The sequence below is a fragment of the Paenirhizobium selenitireducens ATCC BAA-1503 genome (genome assembly GCF_900492185.1).
Lineage (GTDB): Bacteria > Pseudomonadota > Alphaproteobacteria > Rhizobiales > Rhizobiaceae > Allorhizobium > Allorhizobium selenitireducens_A.
Genome location: NZ_UEYP01000007.1, coordinates 1 through 16,796, shown reverse-complemented (window position 1 = coordinate 16,796; position 16,796 = coordinate 1). Strand labels below are relative to the sequence as shown.

General features: G+C 63.3%; 16 protein-coding genes and 1 pseudogene. 12 read left to right on the top strand and 5 right to left on the bottom strand.

What is annotated here, in order from left to right; all coding sequences use genetic code 11:
- Positions 1-3 precede the first annotated feature (3 nt).
- Positions 4-888: a cytochrome c oxidase subunit II gene (coxB, locus tag RHIZ70P_RS13745; protein WP_115670930.1), complete on the bottom strand. Its 885-nt coding sequence runs from the start codon at positions 886-888 to the stop codon at positions 4-6.
- A 317-nt stretch (positions 889-1,205) separates the two neighbouring features.
- On the opposite strand from coxB, the gene RHIZ70P_RS13740 reads away from it, so the two are divergent.
- The 3 genes from RHIZ70P_RS13740 to RHIZ70P_RS13730 all read left to right on the top strand — a co-directional run bounded on the left by RHIZ70P_RS13740 (position 1,206) and on the right by RHIZ70P_RS13730 (position 3,838).
- Positions 1,206-1,730, top strand: a complete 525-nt coding sequence (locus RHIZ70P_RS13740; RefSeq protein WP_115670928.1) for an invasion associated locus B family protein — start codon at positions 1,206-1,208, stop codon at positions 1,728-1,730.
- Positions 1,731-1,862: 132 nt separating this feature from the next.
- On the top strand, positions 1,863-3,278 hold the full coding sequence (gene tldD / locus RHIZ70P_RS13735) for a metalloprotease TldD (protein ID WP_115670926.1): 1,416 nt from the start codon (positions 1,863-1,865) through the stop codon (positions 3,276-3,278).
- 38 nt (positions 3,279-3,316) lie between these two features.
- Positions 3,317-3,838, top strand: a complete 522-nt coding sequence (locus RHIZ70P_RS13730; protein ID WP_181904026.1) for a GNAT family N-acetyltransferase — start codon at positions 3,317-3,319, stop codon at positions 3,836-3,838.
- Positions 3,839-3,911: 73 nt separating this feature from the next.
- Here RHIZ70P_RS13730 and RHIZ70P_RS13725 read toward each other — a convergent pair whose 3' ends face one another.
- A complete protein-coding gene (locus RHIZ70P_RS13725; protein ID WP_115670922.1) occupies positions 3,912-5,228 on the bottom strand; it encodes a D-alanyl-D-alanine carboxypeptidase in 1,317 nt (438 codons plus the stop codon).
- 303 nt (positions 5,229-5,531) lie between these two features.
- Here RHIZ70P_RS13725 and RHIZ70P_RS13720 point away from each other — a divergent pair, with 303 nt between their 5' ends.
- Positions 5,532-6,575: a polysaccharide deacetylase family protein gene (locus RHIZ70P_RS13720; RefSeq protein ID WP_115670920.1), complete on the top strand. Its 1,044-nt coding sequence runs from the start codon at positions 5,532-5,534 to the stop codon at positions 6,573-6,575.
- Positions 6,576-6,620: 45 nt separating this feature from the next.
- On the opposite strand, the gene pdxH is transcribed toward RHIZ70P_RS13720, so the two are convergent.
- Positions 6,621-7,241, bottom strand: coding sequence for a pyridoxamine 5'-phosphate oxidase (gene pdxH, locus RHIZ70P_RS13715; RefSeq protein WP_115670918.1), 621 nt, complete (start codon positions 7,239-7,241; stop codon positions 6,621-6,623).
- Between the two features lie 66 nt (positions 7,242-7,307).
- Here pdxH and RHIZ70P_RS13710 point away from each other — a divergent pair, with 66 nt between their 5' ends.
- From RHIZ70P_RS13710 to RHIZ70P_RS13695, 4 genes are all read left to right on the top strand, one after another.
- Positions 7,308-7,757: an RT0821/Lpp0805 family surface protein gene (locus tag RHIZ70P_RS13710; protein ID WP_235842232.1), complete on the top strand. Its 450-nt coding sequence runs from the start codon at positions 7,308-7,310 to the stop codon at positions 7,755-7,757.
- Between the two features lie 214 nt (positions 7,758-7,971).
- A complete protein-coding gene (locus tag RHIZ70P_RS13705) occupies positions 7,972-9,213 on the top strand; it encodes a DnaJ C-terminal domain-containing protein (RefSeq protein ID WP_115670914.1) in 1,242 nt (413 codons plus the stop codon).
- A gap of 123 nt (positions 9,214-9,336) precedes the next feature.
- Positions 9,337-10,155 (top strand): enoyl-ACP reductase FabI, encoded by an 819-nt coding sequence (gene fabI / locus RHIZ70P_RS13700; RefSeq protein WP_115670912.1) that lies wholly within the window; start codon positions 9,337-9,339, stop codon positions 10,153-10,155.
- A 24-nt stretch (positions 10,156-10,179) separates the two neighbouring features.
- Positions 10,180-10,770 (top strand): histidine phosphatase family protein, encoded by a 591-nt coding sequence (locus RHIZ70P_RS13695; RefSeq protein ID WP_115670910.1) that lies wholly within the window; start codon positions 10,180-10,182, stop codon positions 10,768-10,770.
- Positions 10,771-10,790: 20 nt separating this feature from the next.
- On the opposite strand, the gene RHIZ70P_RS13690 is transcribed toward RHIZ70P_RS13695, so the two are convergent.
- A complete protein-coding gene (locus RHIZ70P_RS13690) occupies positions 10,791-11,051 on the bottom strand; it encodes a DUF1344 domain-containing protein (RefSeq protein WP_115671203.1) in 261 nt (86 codons plus the stop codon).
- Between RHIZ70P_RS13690 and RHIZ70P_RS22795 the strand changes: the two genes are divergently transcribed.
- From RHIZ70P_RS22795 to ribB, 4 genes and pseudogenes are all read left to right on the top strand, one after another.
- Positions 11,050-11,268: a hypothetical protein gene (locus RHIZ70P_RS22795; RefSeq protein WP_147293998.1), complete on the top strand. Its 219-nt coding sequence runs from the start codon at positions 11,050-11,052 to the stop codon at positions 11,266-11,268. The genes RHIZ70P_RS13690 and RHIZ70P_RS22795 overlap by 2 nt on opposite strands.
- Positions 11,269-11,497: 229 nt before the next feature.
- Positions 11,498-13,816, top strand: a pseudogene (locus RHIZ70P_RS13685) (EAL domain-containing protein); the annotation flags it as partial.
- Positions 13,817-13,954: 138 nt separating this feature from the next.
- On the top strand, positions 13,955-15,049 hold the full coding sequence (aroC, locus tag RHIZ70P_RS13680; protein ID WP_115670906.1) for a chorismate synthase: 1,095 nt from the start codon (positions 13,955-13,957) through the stop codon (positions 15,047-15,049).
- 12 nt (positions 15,050-15,061) lie between these two features.
- A complete protein-coding gene (gene ribB / locus RHIZ70P_RS13675; RefSeq protein ID WP_115670904.1) occupies positions 15,062-16,162 on the top strand; it encodes a 3,4-dihydroxy-2-butanone-4-phosphate synthase in 1,101 nt (366 codons plus the stop codon).
- A 38-nt stretch (positions 16,163-16,200) separates the two neighbouring features.
- On the opposite strand, the gene RHIZ70P_RS13670 is transcribed toward ribB, so the two are convergent.
- Positions 16,201-16,644, bottom strand: a complete 444-nt coding sequence (locus RHIZ70P_RS13670) for a hypothetical protein (RefSeq protein WP_115670902.1) — start codon at positions 16,642-16,644, stop codon at positions 16,201-16,203.
- Positions 16,645-16,796: the final 152 nt, after the last annotated feature.

Genomic DNA, 16,796 nt, shown 5'->3' with positions numbered 1-16,796 from the left:
TCCTTAATTCGATACGTTTTCGGCGAGCTGTACGGACGCGTCCGCACCGTCGACGGCGGCCATCAGGGCCCGGTTGGCGCCTTCCAGGTCGGACGCCGCCGCCTGCAGCCAGGCTGCGTAGCGTTCATCGGAGACGACGCGGATGGCGATCGGCATGAAGGCATGGTCCTTGCCGCAGAGTTCCGAACACTGACCGTAGAACAGACCTTCGCGGTCGGCCTTGAACCAGGTTTCGTTCAGGCGACCCGGAACGGCATCGATCTTGACGCCGAAGGCGGGCATCGCGAAGGCATGGATGACGTCGGTCGGCGCCGCCGTCACGAGCAGGCGGACGGACTTGCCGACGGGCACGACCATCTCATTGTCGACGGCGAGAAGGCGCGGATAGACGGCCTTGTCTTCCTTGCCGGCGGCAGCGCGCTCATCTTCCTTGAGCATGTAGCTGTCGAAAGACAGCGCGGCATCACCCGCATATTCGTAGTTCCACTGCCACTGGGTGGCGGTGGCCTTGATCGTCACATCGGGATTTTCCGGCTGCGTCAGCTGTGCCGAGAGCAGATTGAAGGACGGGATGGCGAAGAACAGGAGAATGAGCACCGGAGCGACCGTCCAGACGATCTCGATCGCGGTATTGTGGCTGGTCTTCGACGGCACCGGATTGGCACCGGCGCGGAAGCGCAGCGCAACGACGATGAGAAGCAGCAGGACGAAGACCGTGATCGGCACGATGAACCACAGGGTGTAGTTCTCGAACCAGCGAATCTGCTCCATGATCGGCGTCGCCGCCGGCTGCAGGTCCATCTGCCACTCTGTCGGCTGGGCCGCGAGGCTGCCGGAAGCGAAAAGCAGACAGGCCGTGGCGGCCATTGCTGCAAAAGCTCTCTTCATCACGATGTCTCTCCCCAAGCGTTTGATCCACATCAAATCAGAACGCAAAATTCATGCTATCATGTGCGTTTAAAATCACAGATTGGCCGCATTCGCAATACGCCGATCCAAATGCCCCCGCGGCATTTTTGCGCTTCATCAATTCTACTCGGAAACCGTCCACCGCCAATGAAGGTCCCGCCATCCTGACGGCCCGCCCTGCTGCCAGGATGGCCGCAATTAAGCCTCACTCCCTTGGAAAACACGGGTTCGGGGCTTTCATTTTGCCCGCCCGGACGCCATGAATGTCAGGGATGATTCGATTTCCAGAGGTACCCATGGGTCTTCCTAGACTTTACCGGACGGGCCTGGTTGCAGGCGCCGTCGCGATTGCGGCGCTCGTCGCACCGGCCGGGGCCCAGCAGCAGCAGCCCGGCACCATCCGCTCCAACCATGGCGCATGGTCGGTAATCTGCGACACGCCGGCGGGCGCCTCCGCCGAGCAATGCGCGCTGATGCAGAATGTCATTGCCGAGGACCGCCCCGAAGTGGGTTTGTCGGTGGTGGTGCTGAAAACCGCCGATCGCAAGGCCAAGATCCTGCGAATCCTCGCCCCGCTCGGCGTTCTGCTGAAGGACGGCATGGAGCTTTATGTCGATGGCAACAATATCGGCCGGGCCTATTTCACCCGCTGCTTCTCCGAGGGCTGCTACGTCGAGGTCGAGATCGACGAAGAACTGATGAAGATCTTGCGCGCCGGCAAGAGCGCCGTCTTTGCCTTGCGCGAGTCCGCCGACCAGGACCGGGTCGGCATCCCGATCGAGCTTGCCGGCTTCGCCGAAGGCTATGACAAGCTGCCCTGAGAACACCGGCAGGCCGATTGCCCGCAACCTTCTCCATAAAGTGATGTGCGACCGGGGCCCTGGCTCCGGTCGAACCTTGTCGGCGCATCGCAATGCGCCTACATCGGAGCCATGTATCGCAAGGAGATATCGATGACTGAAGACCTTCTCGGCCTGTTCGACTGCGACGAAATGACGCTGCGTCAGCATGTGTCGAAAGCGCTCGCAAATGCCGACGACGGGGAGTTGTTCGTCGAACATGCCCAGGCAGAATCACTGACCTTCGACAACGGGCGCCTGAAAGGCGGCAGTTTCAACACCGACCAAGGTTTTGGCCTGCGCGCGGTGGCGGGCGAAGCGGTCGGCTATGCCCATGCGGGAGAGCTTTCGCTCGCCGCCCTGTCGCGGGCGGCTGATGCAGTGGGCGCCGTGACCCATGGCTATTCCGGTTCCTATGCGAGCGCCCCGCAGCGCACCAATGCCAAGCTCTACGGCGAAGGCAATCCGATCGGCGCGCCTTCCTTCGAGGAGAAGGTCAAGCTGCTCGCCGAAATCGACGCCTATCTGCGCGGCAAGGGCGATACCGTGCGCCAGGTCACCGCCTCGATCGCCGCGAGTTGGCAGGTGGTGGAAATCCTGCGGGCCGATGGCCACCGGGTGCGCGACATCCGGCCGATGACGCGGATCAACATTTCCGTCGTCGCCGGCAAGGGTGATCGCCAGGAGAGCGGCTCCTATGGCACGGGCGGCCGCATGGCCTTTTCCGACTTCCTGACCGAGGAGAGCTGGCAGCACGGCGCCGACGAGGCGCTGCGGCAGGCATTGGTTAATCTCGAGGCGATCGACGCGCCTGCCGGCACTATGGACGTGGTGCTCGGCAATGGCTGGCCGGGCGTCATGCTGCACGAGGCAGTCGGCCACGGGCTGGAAGGCGACTTCAACCGCAAGAAGACCTCGGCCTTTGCCGGCCTGATGGGCGAGATGGTCGCCGCCCCCGGCGTGACCGTGGTCGACGACGGCACGATCGACGCGCGGCGCGGCTCGATCACCATCGACGACGAGGGCACGCCCTCAGGATATAACGTGCTGATCGAGAACGGCCGCCTCGTCGGCTACATGCAGGACCGGCAGAACGCCCGTCTGATGGGCATGAAGGCGACCGGCAACGGGCGCCGCCAGGGCTATTCGCACCAGCCCATGCCACGCATGACCAACACCTACATGCTGTCGGGCGACAAGAGCCCAGAAGAGATCATCGCCTCGGTCAAACGCGGCATCTATGCCGTCTCCTTCGGCGGCGGCCAGGTCGACATCACCTCGGGCAAGTTCGTCTTCGGCTGCACCGAGGCCTACATGATCGAGGACGGGAAGATCGGCGCGCCGGTCAAGGGCGCCATGCTGATCGGCAACGGCCCGGATGCGATGAAGCGCATTTCCATGGTCGGCAACGACATGGCGCTCGACAAGGGCATCGGCAATTGCGGCAAGGCCGGCCAATGGGTTCCCGTCGGCGTCGGCCAGCCGCATCTGAGGATGGACCAGGTGACGGTCGGCGGGACAAGGGCCTGAGGGGCGTGCCGGAAATAGGCCTGGGATCGGACGAAGGCATGATCGCGATACGCAAGGCTGACGAGGCCGATCTGGAACCATTGTTGACCCTCTATCCGGATGCATTTCCCGATGAGGACCTCACGGCGCTGGTTCGGGACCTATTTCAGGCGCCTGAGGGCGAAGTCCTGTCCTTGGTGGCGACAATCGGCGATCAGATCGTCGGGCATGTCGCCTTTACCCTGTGCAACGTGGACGATAGACCTCGAACGGCGGCTATGCTGGCGCCGCTTGCGGTCGCCTCAGCCATGCAACGACGCGGTATCGGCAAGGCGCTGATCGCGGAGGGAATGCGCCTCGTCAAGGCGGAGAAGATCGAACAGGTTCTGGTTCTCGGCGACCCGAAATATTACAGCCAGTCTGGCTTCAGCGCCGAACAAGCGATCGCACCGCCCTACCCTCTTCCTCTCGAATGGGCGGGAGCATGGCAATCAATCAAGCTGATCGAGACTGCCCAGAACCCCGCCGGCCCCCTCAGGCTGCCGGTCTACTGGATGAAACCGGCCCTCTGGGCTCCCTGAACGAGCGCCCACACACCGATCGATCGAAGCGGTCCCAGGCCCGACCCGATCGATCGGGACGAAACGTCGGGGCCTAGCCCCGCGCCGGCATCAGCACGCAATCATAGCGGTTCTTGACCAGCTGGTCGCAGACCGAGCGGGCCTCCGTCTTGCTGGCGAAGCCGGTGAAGCGGGCCCGATAGAAGGTCGACCCGTCGCGGATGACGGCTTCGGTATAGGTGTCGCGATCGGCGAGCGCCCCGCCGATCTTGGCCTTGGCGTCGGCGAGCAGATCCATTGCCAGTTCGGCACTGGAGGCGGCAGCGATCTGGATCTGCCAGCCGCGGGCCGCGCCGGTCGCAGCCGCGGTCTTTGCGAGCGGAAGCTCCGCCTGAGGGTTCAGCGGCGCCACATCGCTGGCGACGGCAGCGGCAGCCACCTCGACCGGCTGGGCATAGGCCGTGCCAAGCGTCGACGCAGCGACCGGACTCGCACTCGCCAGGCCGATCACGGCAGCCACCGCATCCTGGCGCGGGGCGGGAACCGGCACATTGTCGCCGAGGCGGGCCAGATCCATGCCGACGCGGGTCGAATTGCTGGCCAGCAGCTGCGTTCCGCCCGATGCCCTGGCGATATTGCCTGCGATCAGCTTTTCCATGATCTTGTCGCGGCTCGCCGCTGAACGGCCGCCCATGACCACGCCGATCACCCGGCGGTTGCCGTCCCGGACGGCGCTGACGAGGTTGAAGCCGGAGGCATTGGTATAGCCGGTCTTGATGCCGTCCATGCCCTTGTAGCGGTACATCAGGTTGTTGTGGCCGTTGATGGTGCGGCCGCGGAAGGCGAAGCTCTTGGTGTTGAACAGCTTGTATTCTTCGGGGAAGTCGCGCAGCAGCGCGATGCCCAAGGTCGACATGTCGCGCGCCGTGGTGATCTGGCGGGCATCGGGAAGGCCCGAGGCGTTGACGAAGACCGTCCTGGCCATGCCGAGCGCGCGCGCCTTGCGCGTCATCTCGGCGGCAAAGGCGCTTTCGCTGCCGCCGAGCTTTTCCGCCAGGGCGGCGGCAGCGTCATTGGCCGACTGCACGATCAGGCCGAGAACAGCTTCCTTGACTGTGATTGCATCGCCCGCCTTCACCCGAAGCTTGGTCGGGGGACGAGATGCGGCATATTTCGAGAAGGGCACGCGGCTGTCCCAGGACAATTCGCCGCGGCGAATTGCCTCGAAGGTCATGTACAGCGTCATCATTTTCGTCAGCGAGGCCGGATGATTGAGGCTGTCGGGATTTTCCGAGGCGAGAACCTCGCCGGTGTGGGCATCGAGGAGAAGTTGGGCGCTTCCGGCGGATGCAGTGGTCGAAAACGAGGCGATCGCCAGAAAAAACGAAAGCGCGATCAACAACTTCTGCATAATTCCTCCAAAAGGCGGCGGGCTTGAACGAGGGCCCCGGACGGTCGGCGCGAATGGCGATGGCGTTTGCTAGTACAAGAATGGGGCGACAATCGTGCAAGCCTGAAGGGGATCCACAAGCGTTAACCGAAAGTTTCACGATATAAGTAAATGAAAGGTTAATAGCGGGTGACCATATCGCGGGGCTTGCGTGGCGAAAGCCGCCACGACGGGTAAAGCAAGGTTTAACCGGCATGTGCAAGTCTGGGTGGCGAAAATCGTGTCGGGCACCAGAAGCCGCCGGGGCGGGAGAATGGAAAGACGATGAAGGCCACCCTCAAGGGCCTCGTGCGCACCGCCGCGATAGCCGGCGGGCTCGAGGTATCCCACCTTATCAGTCGCCTGGGCGCTTTCAGCGCGGCGCGAGGCCTCGGCGCCGTCTTCACCCTGCATCACGTGCGGCCCTACTCACCGCGACCGTTCGCAGCCAATGGTCATCTGGAGGTCACGCCGGACTTTCTCGACGCGGCGATCCGTCGGCTAAGGGCCGAGGGCTATCGCTTCCTGGCGCTCGACGAGGTGGTCGCTCTCCGAGGAACCCCGACGGACGGCAGACCCTTTGCGGTCTTCACCCTCGACGACGGCTACCGCGACAATGCCGAACATGCCCTGCCCGTGTTCGAGCGCCACGGCGTGCCGTTCACGGTGTTCGTCACCAAGGGCTTTTCGGAGCGCAGCCACACGATGTGGTGGGAAACCGCTGAGGCGTTGCTGAACGCCACCGAGAAATTCACCATCGAGACCGACAGCGGACCGATTACCCACAAGGTCGAGACCCTCGCCGCCAAGCGGGCAGTCTTTGGCGAGCTCTCGCAGGCCATCTGCGGGCCGCAGGAAAGCCTGGCGATTGCCCGGCTCGATGCAGCCGCGCGAAGCGTCGGGATCGACCCGGCCGCGATCGTGGCGGATCTGGTGATGACGGCCGAAGAGCTTCAGGCTCTGGCGCGCCACCCGCTGGCCCATCTCGGCGCCCACACGATCAGTCACCGGGCACTGGATTTTCTCGGCGATGCGGAACTGCTGAGCGAACTTTCCGGCAGTGCCGACTACGTCGAGGCGCTCGTCGGCCATCGGCCGAAGTGCCTGGCCTATCCCTATGGCGATCAGCGCAGCGCCACCCGGCGTGTCGCCACGCTTGCCGCCAGGGCCGGCTTTACGCTGGCCGTGACCACCCGGGCTTCGACCATCGACAAGGACACGCTGGCCGAGCCCCTGCTCCTGCCGCGCATATCGCTCAACGGCCTGTACCAGAAGCCGCGCTACGTCGCCGCGCTCGCCTCCGGCATTCCCTTCCGCCTGACCGGCTAACCGCCCGCGCCGCAGGGGGCCGGGGGACGGTCGCAGGTTCACCGCTCAGGGATACATTCGCACCTTGTGCCACGGCGCATCCGGCGTCTCGCGACGGAATTCGATGCGGTCGTGCAGGCGGAACTTGCGGTCGTGCCAGAACTCGATCGACGTGGGCTTGATGCGGAAGCCGGACCAGTGAGGCGGACGAGGGACATTGCCGAGCGCGTAGCGGGCGGTGTATTCGGCGACCGCCTTTTCCAGCGCAAAGCGGCCTTCGAGCGGGCGCGACTGCTTGGAGGCCCAGGCGCCGATGCGGCTGCCGAGCGGGCGCGACTGGTAATAGGCGTCAGCCTCTTCGTCGGACACGACCTCGACCTCGCCGCGCAGGCGCACCTGGCGGCGCAGCGATTTCCAGTGAAAGCACATGGCCGCCTTTTTCTGGCCGAGAATTTCCTGTCCCTTCTGGCTCTCGAAATTCGTGTAGAAGACAAATCCCCGGTTGTCGAAATCCTTGAGCAGAACCATCCGCACGTTCGGCAAGCCGTTTTCGTCGACGGTGGCCACCGCGACGGCGTTCGGATCGTTGAGCTCCGAGGCCTCGGCATCCTTCAGCCAGAAGCCGAAAAGTGCGAAGGGCTCGTTCTCCTCGGTGAAGTCACCGCTTGTTAACCCAGTTTCTGACATATTGATTCAATGGCTCCCGAACTTCATCATCATTGCCCAGGGGCGAAGCACCGGACAGGACGTCTGTTGAGAGACATAGCAAAGTCGAACGAGTGCAAAAAGAGCGCGCCTTTGCGTAAGCGCGGAATACTCGTCGTTCTCGCCGCGACGCTGCCGCTTTGCGGTTGTTTCGGCGGCAGCATGGATCTGTTCGGCGCCGATGTCGACCGTTCGATTTCCACCAGCACCGTCTCGACGAAGAAGACCGATGAAGGTCGCTCCGACGAACTGACGGTACAGAACGCCGTGTCTTCCGCCGATCTTACGCGGACCGACAGCCCGCTTCCCTGGGCCAATGCATCGACCGGCAGCGCCGGCGTGGTCACGGCGATCAATGAGCAGAAGGCCGATGGAGTCGTGTGCCGCAACTTCTCGACGACCCGCCACTCTTATGAAGGCATCGCCTATTTCTCCGGCAAGACCTGCACGGCGGGCTCCGGCCAGTGGCAGTTGATGAGCTTCGACCGCAAGCCGTGATGCGGCCCCGCCGGCCGGGCTTCCCGTCCCGGCCAGACCCGGTTCGCCCCCTGGCCCGCAGTGCGGGCGTAACCACTGATTAGCAACTTCTTGCCATACTCCCCGGCATATAAAACCGCACCGCCGGAACAAAGGCGTGTCGGTACCTGTTTTCTTGCCGGCGCATCGGCTTTTGGGGCTGTGATGCGCGGTCCATTGTCAATTGGTGGCCTAGATGCGCGATTTCTATTCAGTGCTCGGCGTAAAGCGCGATGCGGGAGCCGAGGAGATCAAGTCCGCCTGGCGGATGAAGGCAAAAAGCGTGCATCCCGACCAGAACCGCGACGACCCCGACGCCAATCGCCGCTTCACCGAGGTGGGCCGCGCCTATGAGGTGCTGAAGGATCCGGAAAAGCGCACCCGTTACGACCAGCAGCGCGACAAGGTCGAGGCGCTCGCGCGCGAGCAGACCATCATGCAGCAGCGGCAGAATGCCCGCGAGGCGGCCGAGAAGGCCAAGATCGCCAAGGCCAATGCCGAGCGCATCCTCGCCGAACTCGCCCGCGCCGAAGCGGAAAAGGCCAAGGCCGACAAACTGGCCCAGGCCCAGGCCCAGGCCCAGGCCCAATCTCAGGCACAGGCACCACAGGCCGCGCAAGCGAAGTCGGAAAAGTCCCAGCCCAACGCGACACAGGCTCAAGCCCAGCCTCAACCCCAATCTCAGGCCCAGACACAGGGCAAGCCGCATGTCGCGGGGGAGAGCCCCGAAGACCTGGTCTCGCGCATCTTCGGCGACACACCCGAGGCGGCGGCAGCGGCGGAGACGCTGAAACGAGAGACGGAGGCGGAAGCCGAGCGCGCCGACAGTGGGGAACCGTCCGGCACTGTCAAGCCAGCATCGATCCTGGCACCGATCGAGCTGTTGAGCTCGCTCGTCCGGCGGATCCGCGGCGTCCAGCCGCCGCCGGAAAAGGCGCCCGACCTGGTGGTCGAGGCAACTGTCACGATCGACGACCTCCTGGCTCAGAAGCCCGTCCCGATCACGCTGTCCGATGGCCGCGAGTTGCGTGTTCCGCTCGAAGGCGGCGCCACCCAGGGCCATATCGTGCGGCTGAAGGGCCAGGGCCTGAAGCTGCCTGGCATGAGCCGCGGCGATGTGGCGGTCACCCTGCGGGTGGCAAAGGACGAAAAATTCACCGTCGACGGCTATGACCTGAAGACCGCCCTGCCGATCACATTGGAGAATGCGGTGCTCGGCTGTGATGCCAGGGTCGACACGCCGAACGGCCCTCTCGACATTTCGGTTCCGGCCTGGTCGAGTTCGGACCAGGTGATCCGTCTCGACGATCTCGGCCTGCCGAACGACGAGGGGGGACGCGGCGCTCTGGTCGTCGAACTGCGCGTCATGCTGTGGGAAAAGCCCGACGACAAGGTGACGGATTTGATGCGCGTCATGCGCGAAGGTCTGTTTTTGTGAAGTATTTGTAAAGACCACACCCTTTGTTACGCTGCCTTACAGTTGATGATCCGGTCCAATCTTGAACCGTGATGCGGGCTATGCCATAGGCAGGTTCAACTGAAAGTCTTAAGGAAGCAGAACATGGTTCAAGGTTCCGGCCTCATGGCAGGCAAGCGCGGCATCATCATGGGCGTCGCAAACAATCGCTCGATCGCATGGGGTATCGCCAAGGCCTGTCATGAACAGGGAGCCGAAATTGCCTTCACCTGGCAGGGCGAAGCGCTGAAGAAGCGCGTCGAACCGCTGGCCCAGGAACTCGATGCCTTCATGGCCGGTGACTGCGACGTCACCAATCTGGACAGCATCGACGCGGTCTTCAAGAATCTCGAGGACAAGTGGGGAAAGATCGACTTCGTCGTGCACGCCATCGCCTTTTCCGACAAGGACGAACTGACCGGCCGCTATATCGAGACGACGCGCGAAAACTTCGCCCGCACGATGGACATTTCCGTCTACTCGTTCACCGCGGTTGCCGCTCGCGCCGAGAAGATCATGAACGACGGCGGCTCGATCATCACGCTGACCTATTACGGCGCCGAGAAGGTCATGCCGCACTATAACGTCATGGGCGTCGCCAAGGCCGCACTCGAGGCTTCGGTGCGCTACCTCGCCGTCGACATGGGCGGTCGCGGCATCCGCGTCAACGCCATCTCGGCCGGCCCGATCAAGACCCTGGCCGCTTCCGGCATCGGCGACTTCCGCTACATCCTGAAGTGGAACGAGTATAACTCGCCGCTGAAGCGCAATGTAACGACCGACGAAGTCGGCCGCTCGGGCATGTATCTCCTGTCCGACCTGTCGACCGGCGTGACCGGCGAGGTCCACCATGTCGATTCCGGCTATCACACCGTCGGCATGAAGGCCGTGGATGCGCCGGATATCAGCGTCGCCAAGGAATAGTTCTCTCGCTCGAGGTCGCATGCCGTGCTCATCTATCTGATCCGTCACGGCCAGACCGACTGGAACGCCGAGGGCCGGCTGCAAGGGCAGAAGGACATCGGCCTGAACGAGAACGGACGACGCCAGGCGACCGAGAACGGTGTCCGCCTGGCGGAGGAACTCGGCGACAGCGCTGCCGCCTTCGACTATGTCGCCTCCCCGCTCGGCCGCACCCGCGAGACCATGGAGCGCGTGCGCGCCGCCATGGGTCTCGATCCTCTGGCCTATCGCACCGACCCCCGGCTGGTCGAACTGTCCTTCGGCGATTGGGAGGGATCGACGATCCCGGAACTGCAGCGTGTCATGCCTGAGCGGGTCGAGGCACGCGCGCGCCACAAATGGGACTTCATCCCGCCGGGCGAACAGGCCGAGAGCTACGAAATCCTGTCGTGGCGGGTCGGGGCCTGGTTGAAATCGGTGGATCAACCAACCGTCTGCGTCAGCCATGGCGGCATCGTCCGCAGCGTGTTTCGTATCGTCGGCGGCTGGAGCGGCAACAAGGCCTGCGACATGAACGTGCCGCAGGACCGCGTGCTCAAGATCGACCGCGACGGCGGGCTGATCGGCTGGCTCTGACGAGCCCTTGAACCCTTGCCCTACTGGACGATTTCCAGATCATCGACGACGCGCTTGCCGTCGACCTCGGTGTAGAACACGATGACTTTCACACCGCTTTCGAGCCCGTCGAAATTGAACTCCTCCGGCAGCGAATAGGTTTTCCCGTCATCGAGCATCAGGCTCAGGCCGTCGACATTGACCGCCTTGATGGTCGCCTCGACATCGTCGCTGCCTGCCAGCACGCTGAGCGGCGAGAGAAAGCTCGCTGTCGCCAGAAGCACTGCAATCATCATACGCATGCGGGTTACCTTTGCCATTCTCGACGAATTGAGTTTGAGTGTCAAAATAGGCCTCCAGAATGTGGCAAAAATTGCCCGCAATAGTGACTTTTTCGGTGCGATTGATGAACGGAAAAACGCCGCCGTTCAAGCAGGCGAAACGGATATCGCAGGCTTTACACCACTTTTAGTGCGAGTTTCGCCAGCCGCGCGCAATGAACCGCCGATCCACCTTTGACGCGAATGTATTGGCACGCCGACACTACTGCCGGATTCAATTCTATATTAACCGCCGCCCTTTAGGCTTGCCTCACAAACCTGGGGACTATCCTGACTTGAGAATGTTCAATCGAAACCGGCACCGCGACGGAGGCCAGACGCCGGGCGCGGGCGTGTTCCTCATCGGCCTTGTCATCGTCGGCCTGACGATCGTCATCGCCGGGCTCGTGCTCGACCTGCGCAGCAGCGTCGCCGCCGGCCTCGCCATGATCATTCCGCTGCTTTTCAGCCTCTATCTGCTGCGCGAACGCAATCGCAACATTGTCAAGCTGGAGGGCCGCGAGGAGAAGCTGCTCGACCTTTCACGCCGCTTCAACCTCGCCATGGAGACGGCCAATATCGGGATATGGGAAGTCTCCGAAGCCGAGGACATCTTGTCCTGGGATGCGCGCGCCGCCGCGCTGCACGGCTTAGAACCCAGCGAAGGCCGCGATCGCCTTGCCCACTGGTACAAGGTCATCCATCCCGACGATGTGCAGGCTATCGAGGCGGCCTTCTTCGACAGGCTACATGGCGGCTCGACCGCCAGCTGGGACATTACCTACCGCATTACGCTGCCGGACGGCACGACGCGGCACCTGCGTTCTGTCGGCGCCCATTCGAGCGGCAACCCCGACACCCGGCGACTGACCGGCATCGTCTGGGATGTCACCAATGACACGCTGTTTACACAGGCGCTGCGTGCGGCGAAGGCGACCAGCGACATCAAGAATGCAGAGCTGGAACTGGCGCTCGACGAGCTTTCCAGCCGCGAGCACGAGCTCTCCGAACTCTCCCACAAGCTCGACCTGGCGCTCGCCTCCTATAATTGCGGCATATGGGAAGGCGATCCGGTGACGACCACCGCCTATTGGGACGAGCGGATGCACCAGTTGTACAATGTGCCGTTCAGCGATCAGCCGGTGACGCGCCAGCAATGGCTGTCGGCCCTTCATCCCGACGACCGGCAGGAGATCCTGCTCGCGACCAACCGGGCGACGAGCTTCGGCACCACCGTCAACACCATCCAGCGCGTGCTACTGCCCAACAACGAATTGCGCTATGTCCGCTCCGTCGGTCAGGTGCATGTCGGCCGGGACGGCAAGAAGAAGATCATCGGCATCGCCTTCGACGTGACCGCAGATGCACTTTTGGCCGAACAGCTGCGTTCCGCCAAGGCGGAGGCCGACAGCCGCAATCTCGAGCTGGAACTGGCCAAGAACCGGATCGAGTTCAATGCGCTCCACGATCCGCTGACATCGCTTGCCAATCGTCGCAAGCTCGACATCGAACTCGACGAACTCAGCCAGGCGGGTCAGGGTCATCGCGTCAAGTTCACCATCCTCCATCTCGACCTCGACCGCTTCAAGGAAATCAACGACACGCTCGGCCATGCCGCGGGCGACGCCATGCTGGTCCACACCGCCAGGGTGCTTTCCCGCACCGTGCCGCGCGGCGATCTCGTGGCGCGCATCGGTGGCGACGAATTCGTCATCCTGGCGCGCCGGGCGACGTCGGGCCAGGAGATCGCGCAACTGTGCGAGCGGATCATCGAGGAGATGAGCAAGCCGATCGATTTCGAGGGCTTTTCCTGTCGCTGCGGCATTTCGATCGGCATCGCGCAAGCCGCCGGCATCGCGCCCGACGCCCGCCGCGTGCTGGTCAATGCCGACATCGCGCTCTACCAGGCCAAGGAAAAGGGGCGGAACTGCTTCGAATTCTTCACCCCCGACCTGCAGGCCAATATCGTTTCCAAGAAGCGAATGGCCGACGAGATCCTGACCGGCCTTGAGCGCGACGAATTCACCGTCTGGTACCAGCCGCAACTGGAAGCCGCGACGATGCAGCTCTCCGGCGCCGAGGCGCTGGTGCGGTGGAACCATCCGGACCGGGGCGTGCTGGCCTCCGGCCATTTCCTCAAGGTCGCCGAGGAACTGAACGTCATGGCCAGGATCGACCAGCTGGTACTGGAAAAGGCGCTCTGCGACCAGATGCGCTGGACGGCGCTCGGCGTGAAGGTGCCGCGCATCTCGGTCAACGTCTCGTCGAAGCGCCTGCACGATTCCACCCTGGTCGAGCAATTGCACGGCCTTGCCATTTCGCCCGGCACCGTCTGCTTTGAACTGGTGGAATCGATCTTCCTCGACGAGAGCGACGACATCGTCACCGAGAACATCGAGAAGATCAAAGCGCTCGGCATCGACATCGAGATCGACGATTTCGGCACCGGCCATACCTCGATCGTCAGCCTCTTGAGGCTGAAGCCCAAGCGGCTGAAGATCGACCGCCAGCTGGTCATGCCGATCGTCAACGCGCCGCAGGAACGCGCCCTGGTACGCTCGATCATCGAGATCGCCCGTTCGCTCGGCGTAGAGACCGTGGCCGAAGGCGTCGAGAGCCTCGACCATGCCGGCCTGCTGCGCCAGCTCGGCTGCGACTACCTCCAGGGCTATGCCTTCGCCAAGCCCCTGCCCTTCGACGAGTTCAGCCGCTTCACCAAGGGTTTTCCGCAGCGCAAGGCATCCTGAGACGACTGCAAATCCCGAACGCAGCGTTTCCAAGAAAGGCTTGTCGCGCTTGGGGCTTTTCCACTATGAGTGAGCCCCAACAAAAGCCGCGGCGGCACGGTGAGATCCCAGTGCCGCCCGAACACCGGTGCATATGCCATGTCGCACAATACCTTCGGTCACCTGTTCCGCGTCACCACCTGGGGCGAAAGCCACGGGCCGGCGCTCGGCGCGGTGGTCGACGGCTGCCCGCCCGGCATCCGTTTCACCCTCGACGACCTGCAGTCCTTCCTCGACAAGCGCAAGCCCGGCCAGTCGCGCTTCGTGACGCAGCGGCGCGAGGAGGACCTGGTCAAGGTGCTCTCCGGCGTGATGCCGCAGGATGACGGCTCGATGATTTCGACCGGCACGCCGATCTCGCTGATGATCGACAATACCGACCAGCGCTCCAAGGACTATGGCGACATCGCCAAGCGCTACCGGCCGGGCCATGCCGACTACACCTATGACGTCAAATACGGCATTCGCGACTATCGCGGCGGCGGCCGCTCGTCAGCACGCGAAACCGCGGCGCGCGTCGCCGCCGGTGCGCTCGCCCGCCTCGTCGTGCCCGGCGTCACCATTCGCGGCGCGCTGGTGCAGATCGGCAAACACAAGATCAACCGTGCCAACTGGGACTGGGCTCAGGTAAGCGAAAACCCGTTCTTCGCCCCGGATCCGGAAATCGTTCCCGTCTGGGAGGCCTATCTCGACGAGATCCGCAAGGCAGGCTCCTCGGTCGGCGCGGTGATCGAGGTGGTCGCCGAGGGCGTTCCCGCCGGCATCGGCGCACCGGTCTATGGCAAGCTCGACCAGGACATTGCCAGCCTGCTGATGTCGATCAACGCGGTCAAGGGCGTCGAGATCGGCAACGGCTTCGGTTCAGCCGAGATCACCGGCGAGGAGAATGCCGACGAGATGCGCATCGGGGCCGACGGCAAGCCGGTGTTCCTCTCCAACCATGCCGGCGGCATTCTCGGCGGGATTTCCACCGGCGAACCGATTGTCGCGCGCTTTGCCATCAAGCCGACCTCGTCGATCCTCACCGAACGGCGCTCGATCGACGCCGACATGAACGAGGTCGATGTGCGCACCAAGGGCCGCCACGACCCCTGCGTCGGAATCCGGGCGGTTCCCGTCGGCGAGGCGATGCTCGCCTGCGCCATTGCCGATCATTATTTGCGAGACCGCGGCCAGACCGGCCGACTGAAGTGACGAGGACTTTCCATGAGCTATGACCAGAGCCGCGTCGTCGACGCCATCCGCGCTTTCGAGGCCGGCGAAATTGTCGTCGTCACCGATGACGACGACCGCGAGAACGAGGGCGACCTGATCGTCGCCGCCGTCCATTGCACCGCCGAGAAGATGGCCTTCATCGTGCGCCACACCTCGGGCATCGTCTGCGCCCCCATGCCGAAGGAAGAGGCCAAGCGCCTCAACCTCAACGCCATGGTCGCCGAAAACGACAGCGCCCACACCACCGCCTTCACCGTGACCGTCGACTTCAAGCACGGCACGACCACCGGCATCTCCGCCGAGGACCGCACGCTCACCGTGCGCAACCTCGCCAACCCGAATGTCGGCCCGGCCGATTTCGTCCGTCCCGGCCACATCTTCCCGCTGGTGGCCCGCGAAGGCGGCGTTCTCATGCGCTCCGGCCATACCGAGGCCGCCGTCGATCTCTGCAAGCTTGCCGGGCTTCCGCCGGTCGGCGTGATTGGCGAGCTGGTCAACGATAACGGCACGGTCAAGCACGGGCCGGAGGTTTTTGCCTTCGCCGAGGAACACGGGCTCAAGCGCGTTTCGGTCGCTGATCTCATCGCCTATCGCCAGCGCAAGGAAACGCTGATCCAGCTCGCCTCGAGCTTCAGCATCGAGACACCCTACGGCCCGGCCAAGGCCCATGCCTATTCCCTGCCCTGGGACCCGATGCAGCATCTCGCCGTCGTCTTCGGCGACATCCGCGACGGCGTCGACATTCCGGTGCGCCTGCATCTCGAACATGTCGGCAAGGACGTGTTCGGCAAGGACCGCCAGATCGACGAGATCATGAAGAAGATCGCCGCCAAGGGCCGCGGCGTCATCGTCTACCTGCGCGAAGGCTCGGTCGGCGTCGGCGTCTCGACCACGGCCCGCACCGGCCTGCACGAGCGCGAAGCCCACGAGCAGGCCCAGGCCCGCGACAGCGAATGGCTGGAAATCGGCCTTGGCGCGCAGATCCTCAAAGACCTCGGCGTCAGCTCGATCCGGCTCTTTGCCTCGCGCGAACGCCATTATGTCGGGCTGGAGGGCTTTGGCATTCGGATCAGCGGGACGGAGATCGTCTGAGGACGGTCCGGTGATCCGGCCATAGCCGTGGACCGGGTCTACCGGCCTCGTTGATTTGACGGGCCGGTATTGCCTCCTCTCCGACGCTCGTTGAGCGCGTAGTGAGGCCGGACATAGACAATGATGTCGGAACGGTAGTTTCGGCCGAGATCGGAAACGATTTCGATACTGCAACGCGCTTTCGACGATCCCATCATGGAAAACGTGATGGACGCTTCCGCGAGCCAGCTTCGGGGCATCGCGCTTGCGTCCATCAGCCTCGATATCGCTCGTCGATAGTACGCAGCCGAAGCGGTAAACCTGGCATCTTCAGGCACAATCGACCCGTCTTGCAGCTGAAACACCAGTTGGTCTTCGCCGCGGGCCATCAGGAAAGCTGCGTATTGGCCCAGGGCCCAGTAGCCGTCCAGATCGTTGTATCTGCTCACAAAACTATCAAGAATATCGTGACAGATTCCGCTGAACTGCTTTCTTCTCGGCATAGGAACTCTGGCTCGGGTGTTGCGCGACGATCTCGGGACGAGAGGCACAAGCTACTGAGACTTTTCACAATAGCAACGTCGAACGCGGTCTGCCTTTCTCCTGTTAGCGCGCAAATCCGTCACGGCTAACCCTCCGCCCCACCGCCCCCCTC

Bases quoted from the DNA above. Each gene is read 5' to 3' on its own strand.
- coxB (WP_115670930.1), bottom strand. From the start codon at position 888: ATGAAGAGAGCTTTTGCAGCAATGGCCGCCACGGCCTGTCTGCTTTTC.
- RHIZ70P_RS13740 (WP_115670928.1), top strand. From the start codon at position 1,206: ATGGGTCTTCCTAGACTTTACCGGACGGGCCTGGTTGCAGGCGCCGTC.
- tldD (WP_115670926.1), top strand. From the start codon at position 1,863: ATGACTGAAGACCTTCTCGGCCTGTTCGACTGCGACGAAATGACGCTG.
- RHIZ70P_RS13730 (WP_181904026.1), top strand. From the start codon at position 3,317: ATGATCGCGATACGCAAGGCTGACGAGGCCGATCTGGAACCATTGTTG.
- RHIZ70P_RS13725 (WP_115670922.1), bottom strand. From the start codon at position 5,228: ATGCAGAAGTTGTTGATCGCGCTTTCGTTTTTTCTGGCGATCGCCTCG.
- RHIZ70P_RS13720 (WP_115670920.1), top strand. From the start codon at position 5,532: ATGAAGGCCACCCTCAAGGGCCTCGTGCGCACCGCCGCGATAGCCGGC.
- pdxH (WP_115670918.1), bottom strand. From the start codon at position 7,241: ATGTCAGAAACTGGGTTAACAAGCGGTGACTTCACCGAGGAGAACGAG.
- RHIZ70P_RS13705 (WP_115670914.1), top strand. From the start codon at position 7,972: ATGCGCGATTTCTATTCAGTGCTCGGCGTAAAGCGCGATGCGGGAGCC.
- fabI (WP_115670912.1), top strand. From the start codon at position 9,337: ATGGTTCAAGGTTCCGGCCTCATGGCAGGCAAGCGCGGCATCATCATG.
- RHIZ70P_RS22795 (WP_147293998.1), top strand. From the start codon at position 11,050: ATGCGGGTTACCTTTGCCATTCTCGACGAATTGAGTTTGAGTGTCAAA.
- RHIZ70P_RS13690 (WP_115671203.1), bottom strand. From the start codon at position 11,051: ATGCGTATGATGATTGCAGTGCTTCTGGCGACAGCGAGCTTTCTCTCG.
- aroC (WP_115670906.1), top strand. From the start codon at position 13,955: ATGTCGCACAATACCTTCGGTCACCTGTTCCGCGTCACCACCTGGGGC.
- ribB (WP_115670904.1), top strand. From the start codon at position 15,062: ATGAGCTATGACCAGAGCCGCGTCGTCGACGCCATCCGCGCTTTCGAG.
- RHIZ70P_RS13670 (WP_115670902.1), bottom strand. From the start codon at position 16,644: ATGCCGAGAAGAAAGCAGTTCAGCGGAATCTGTCACGATATTCTTGAT.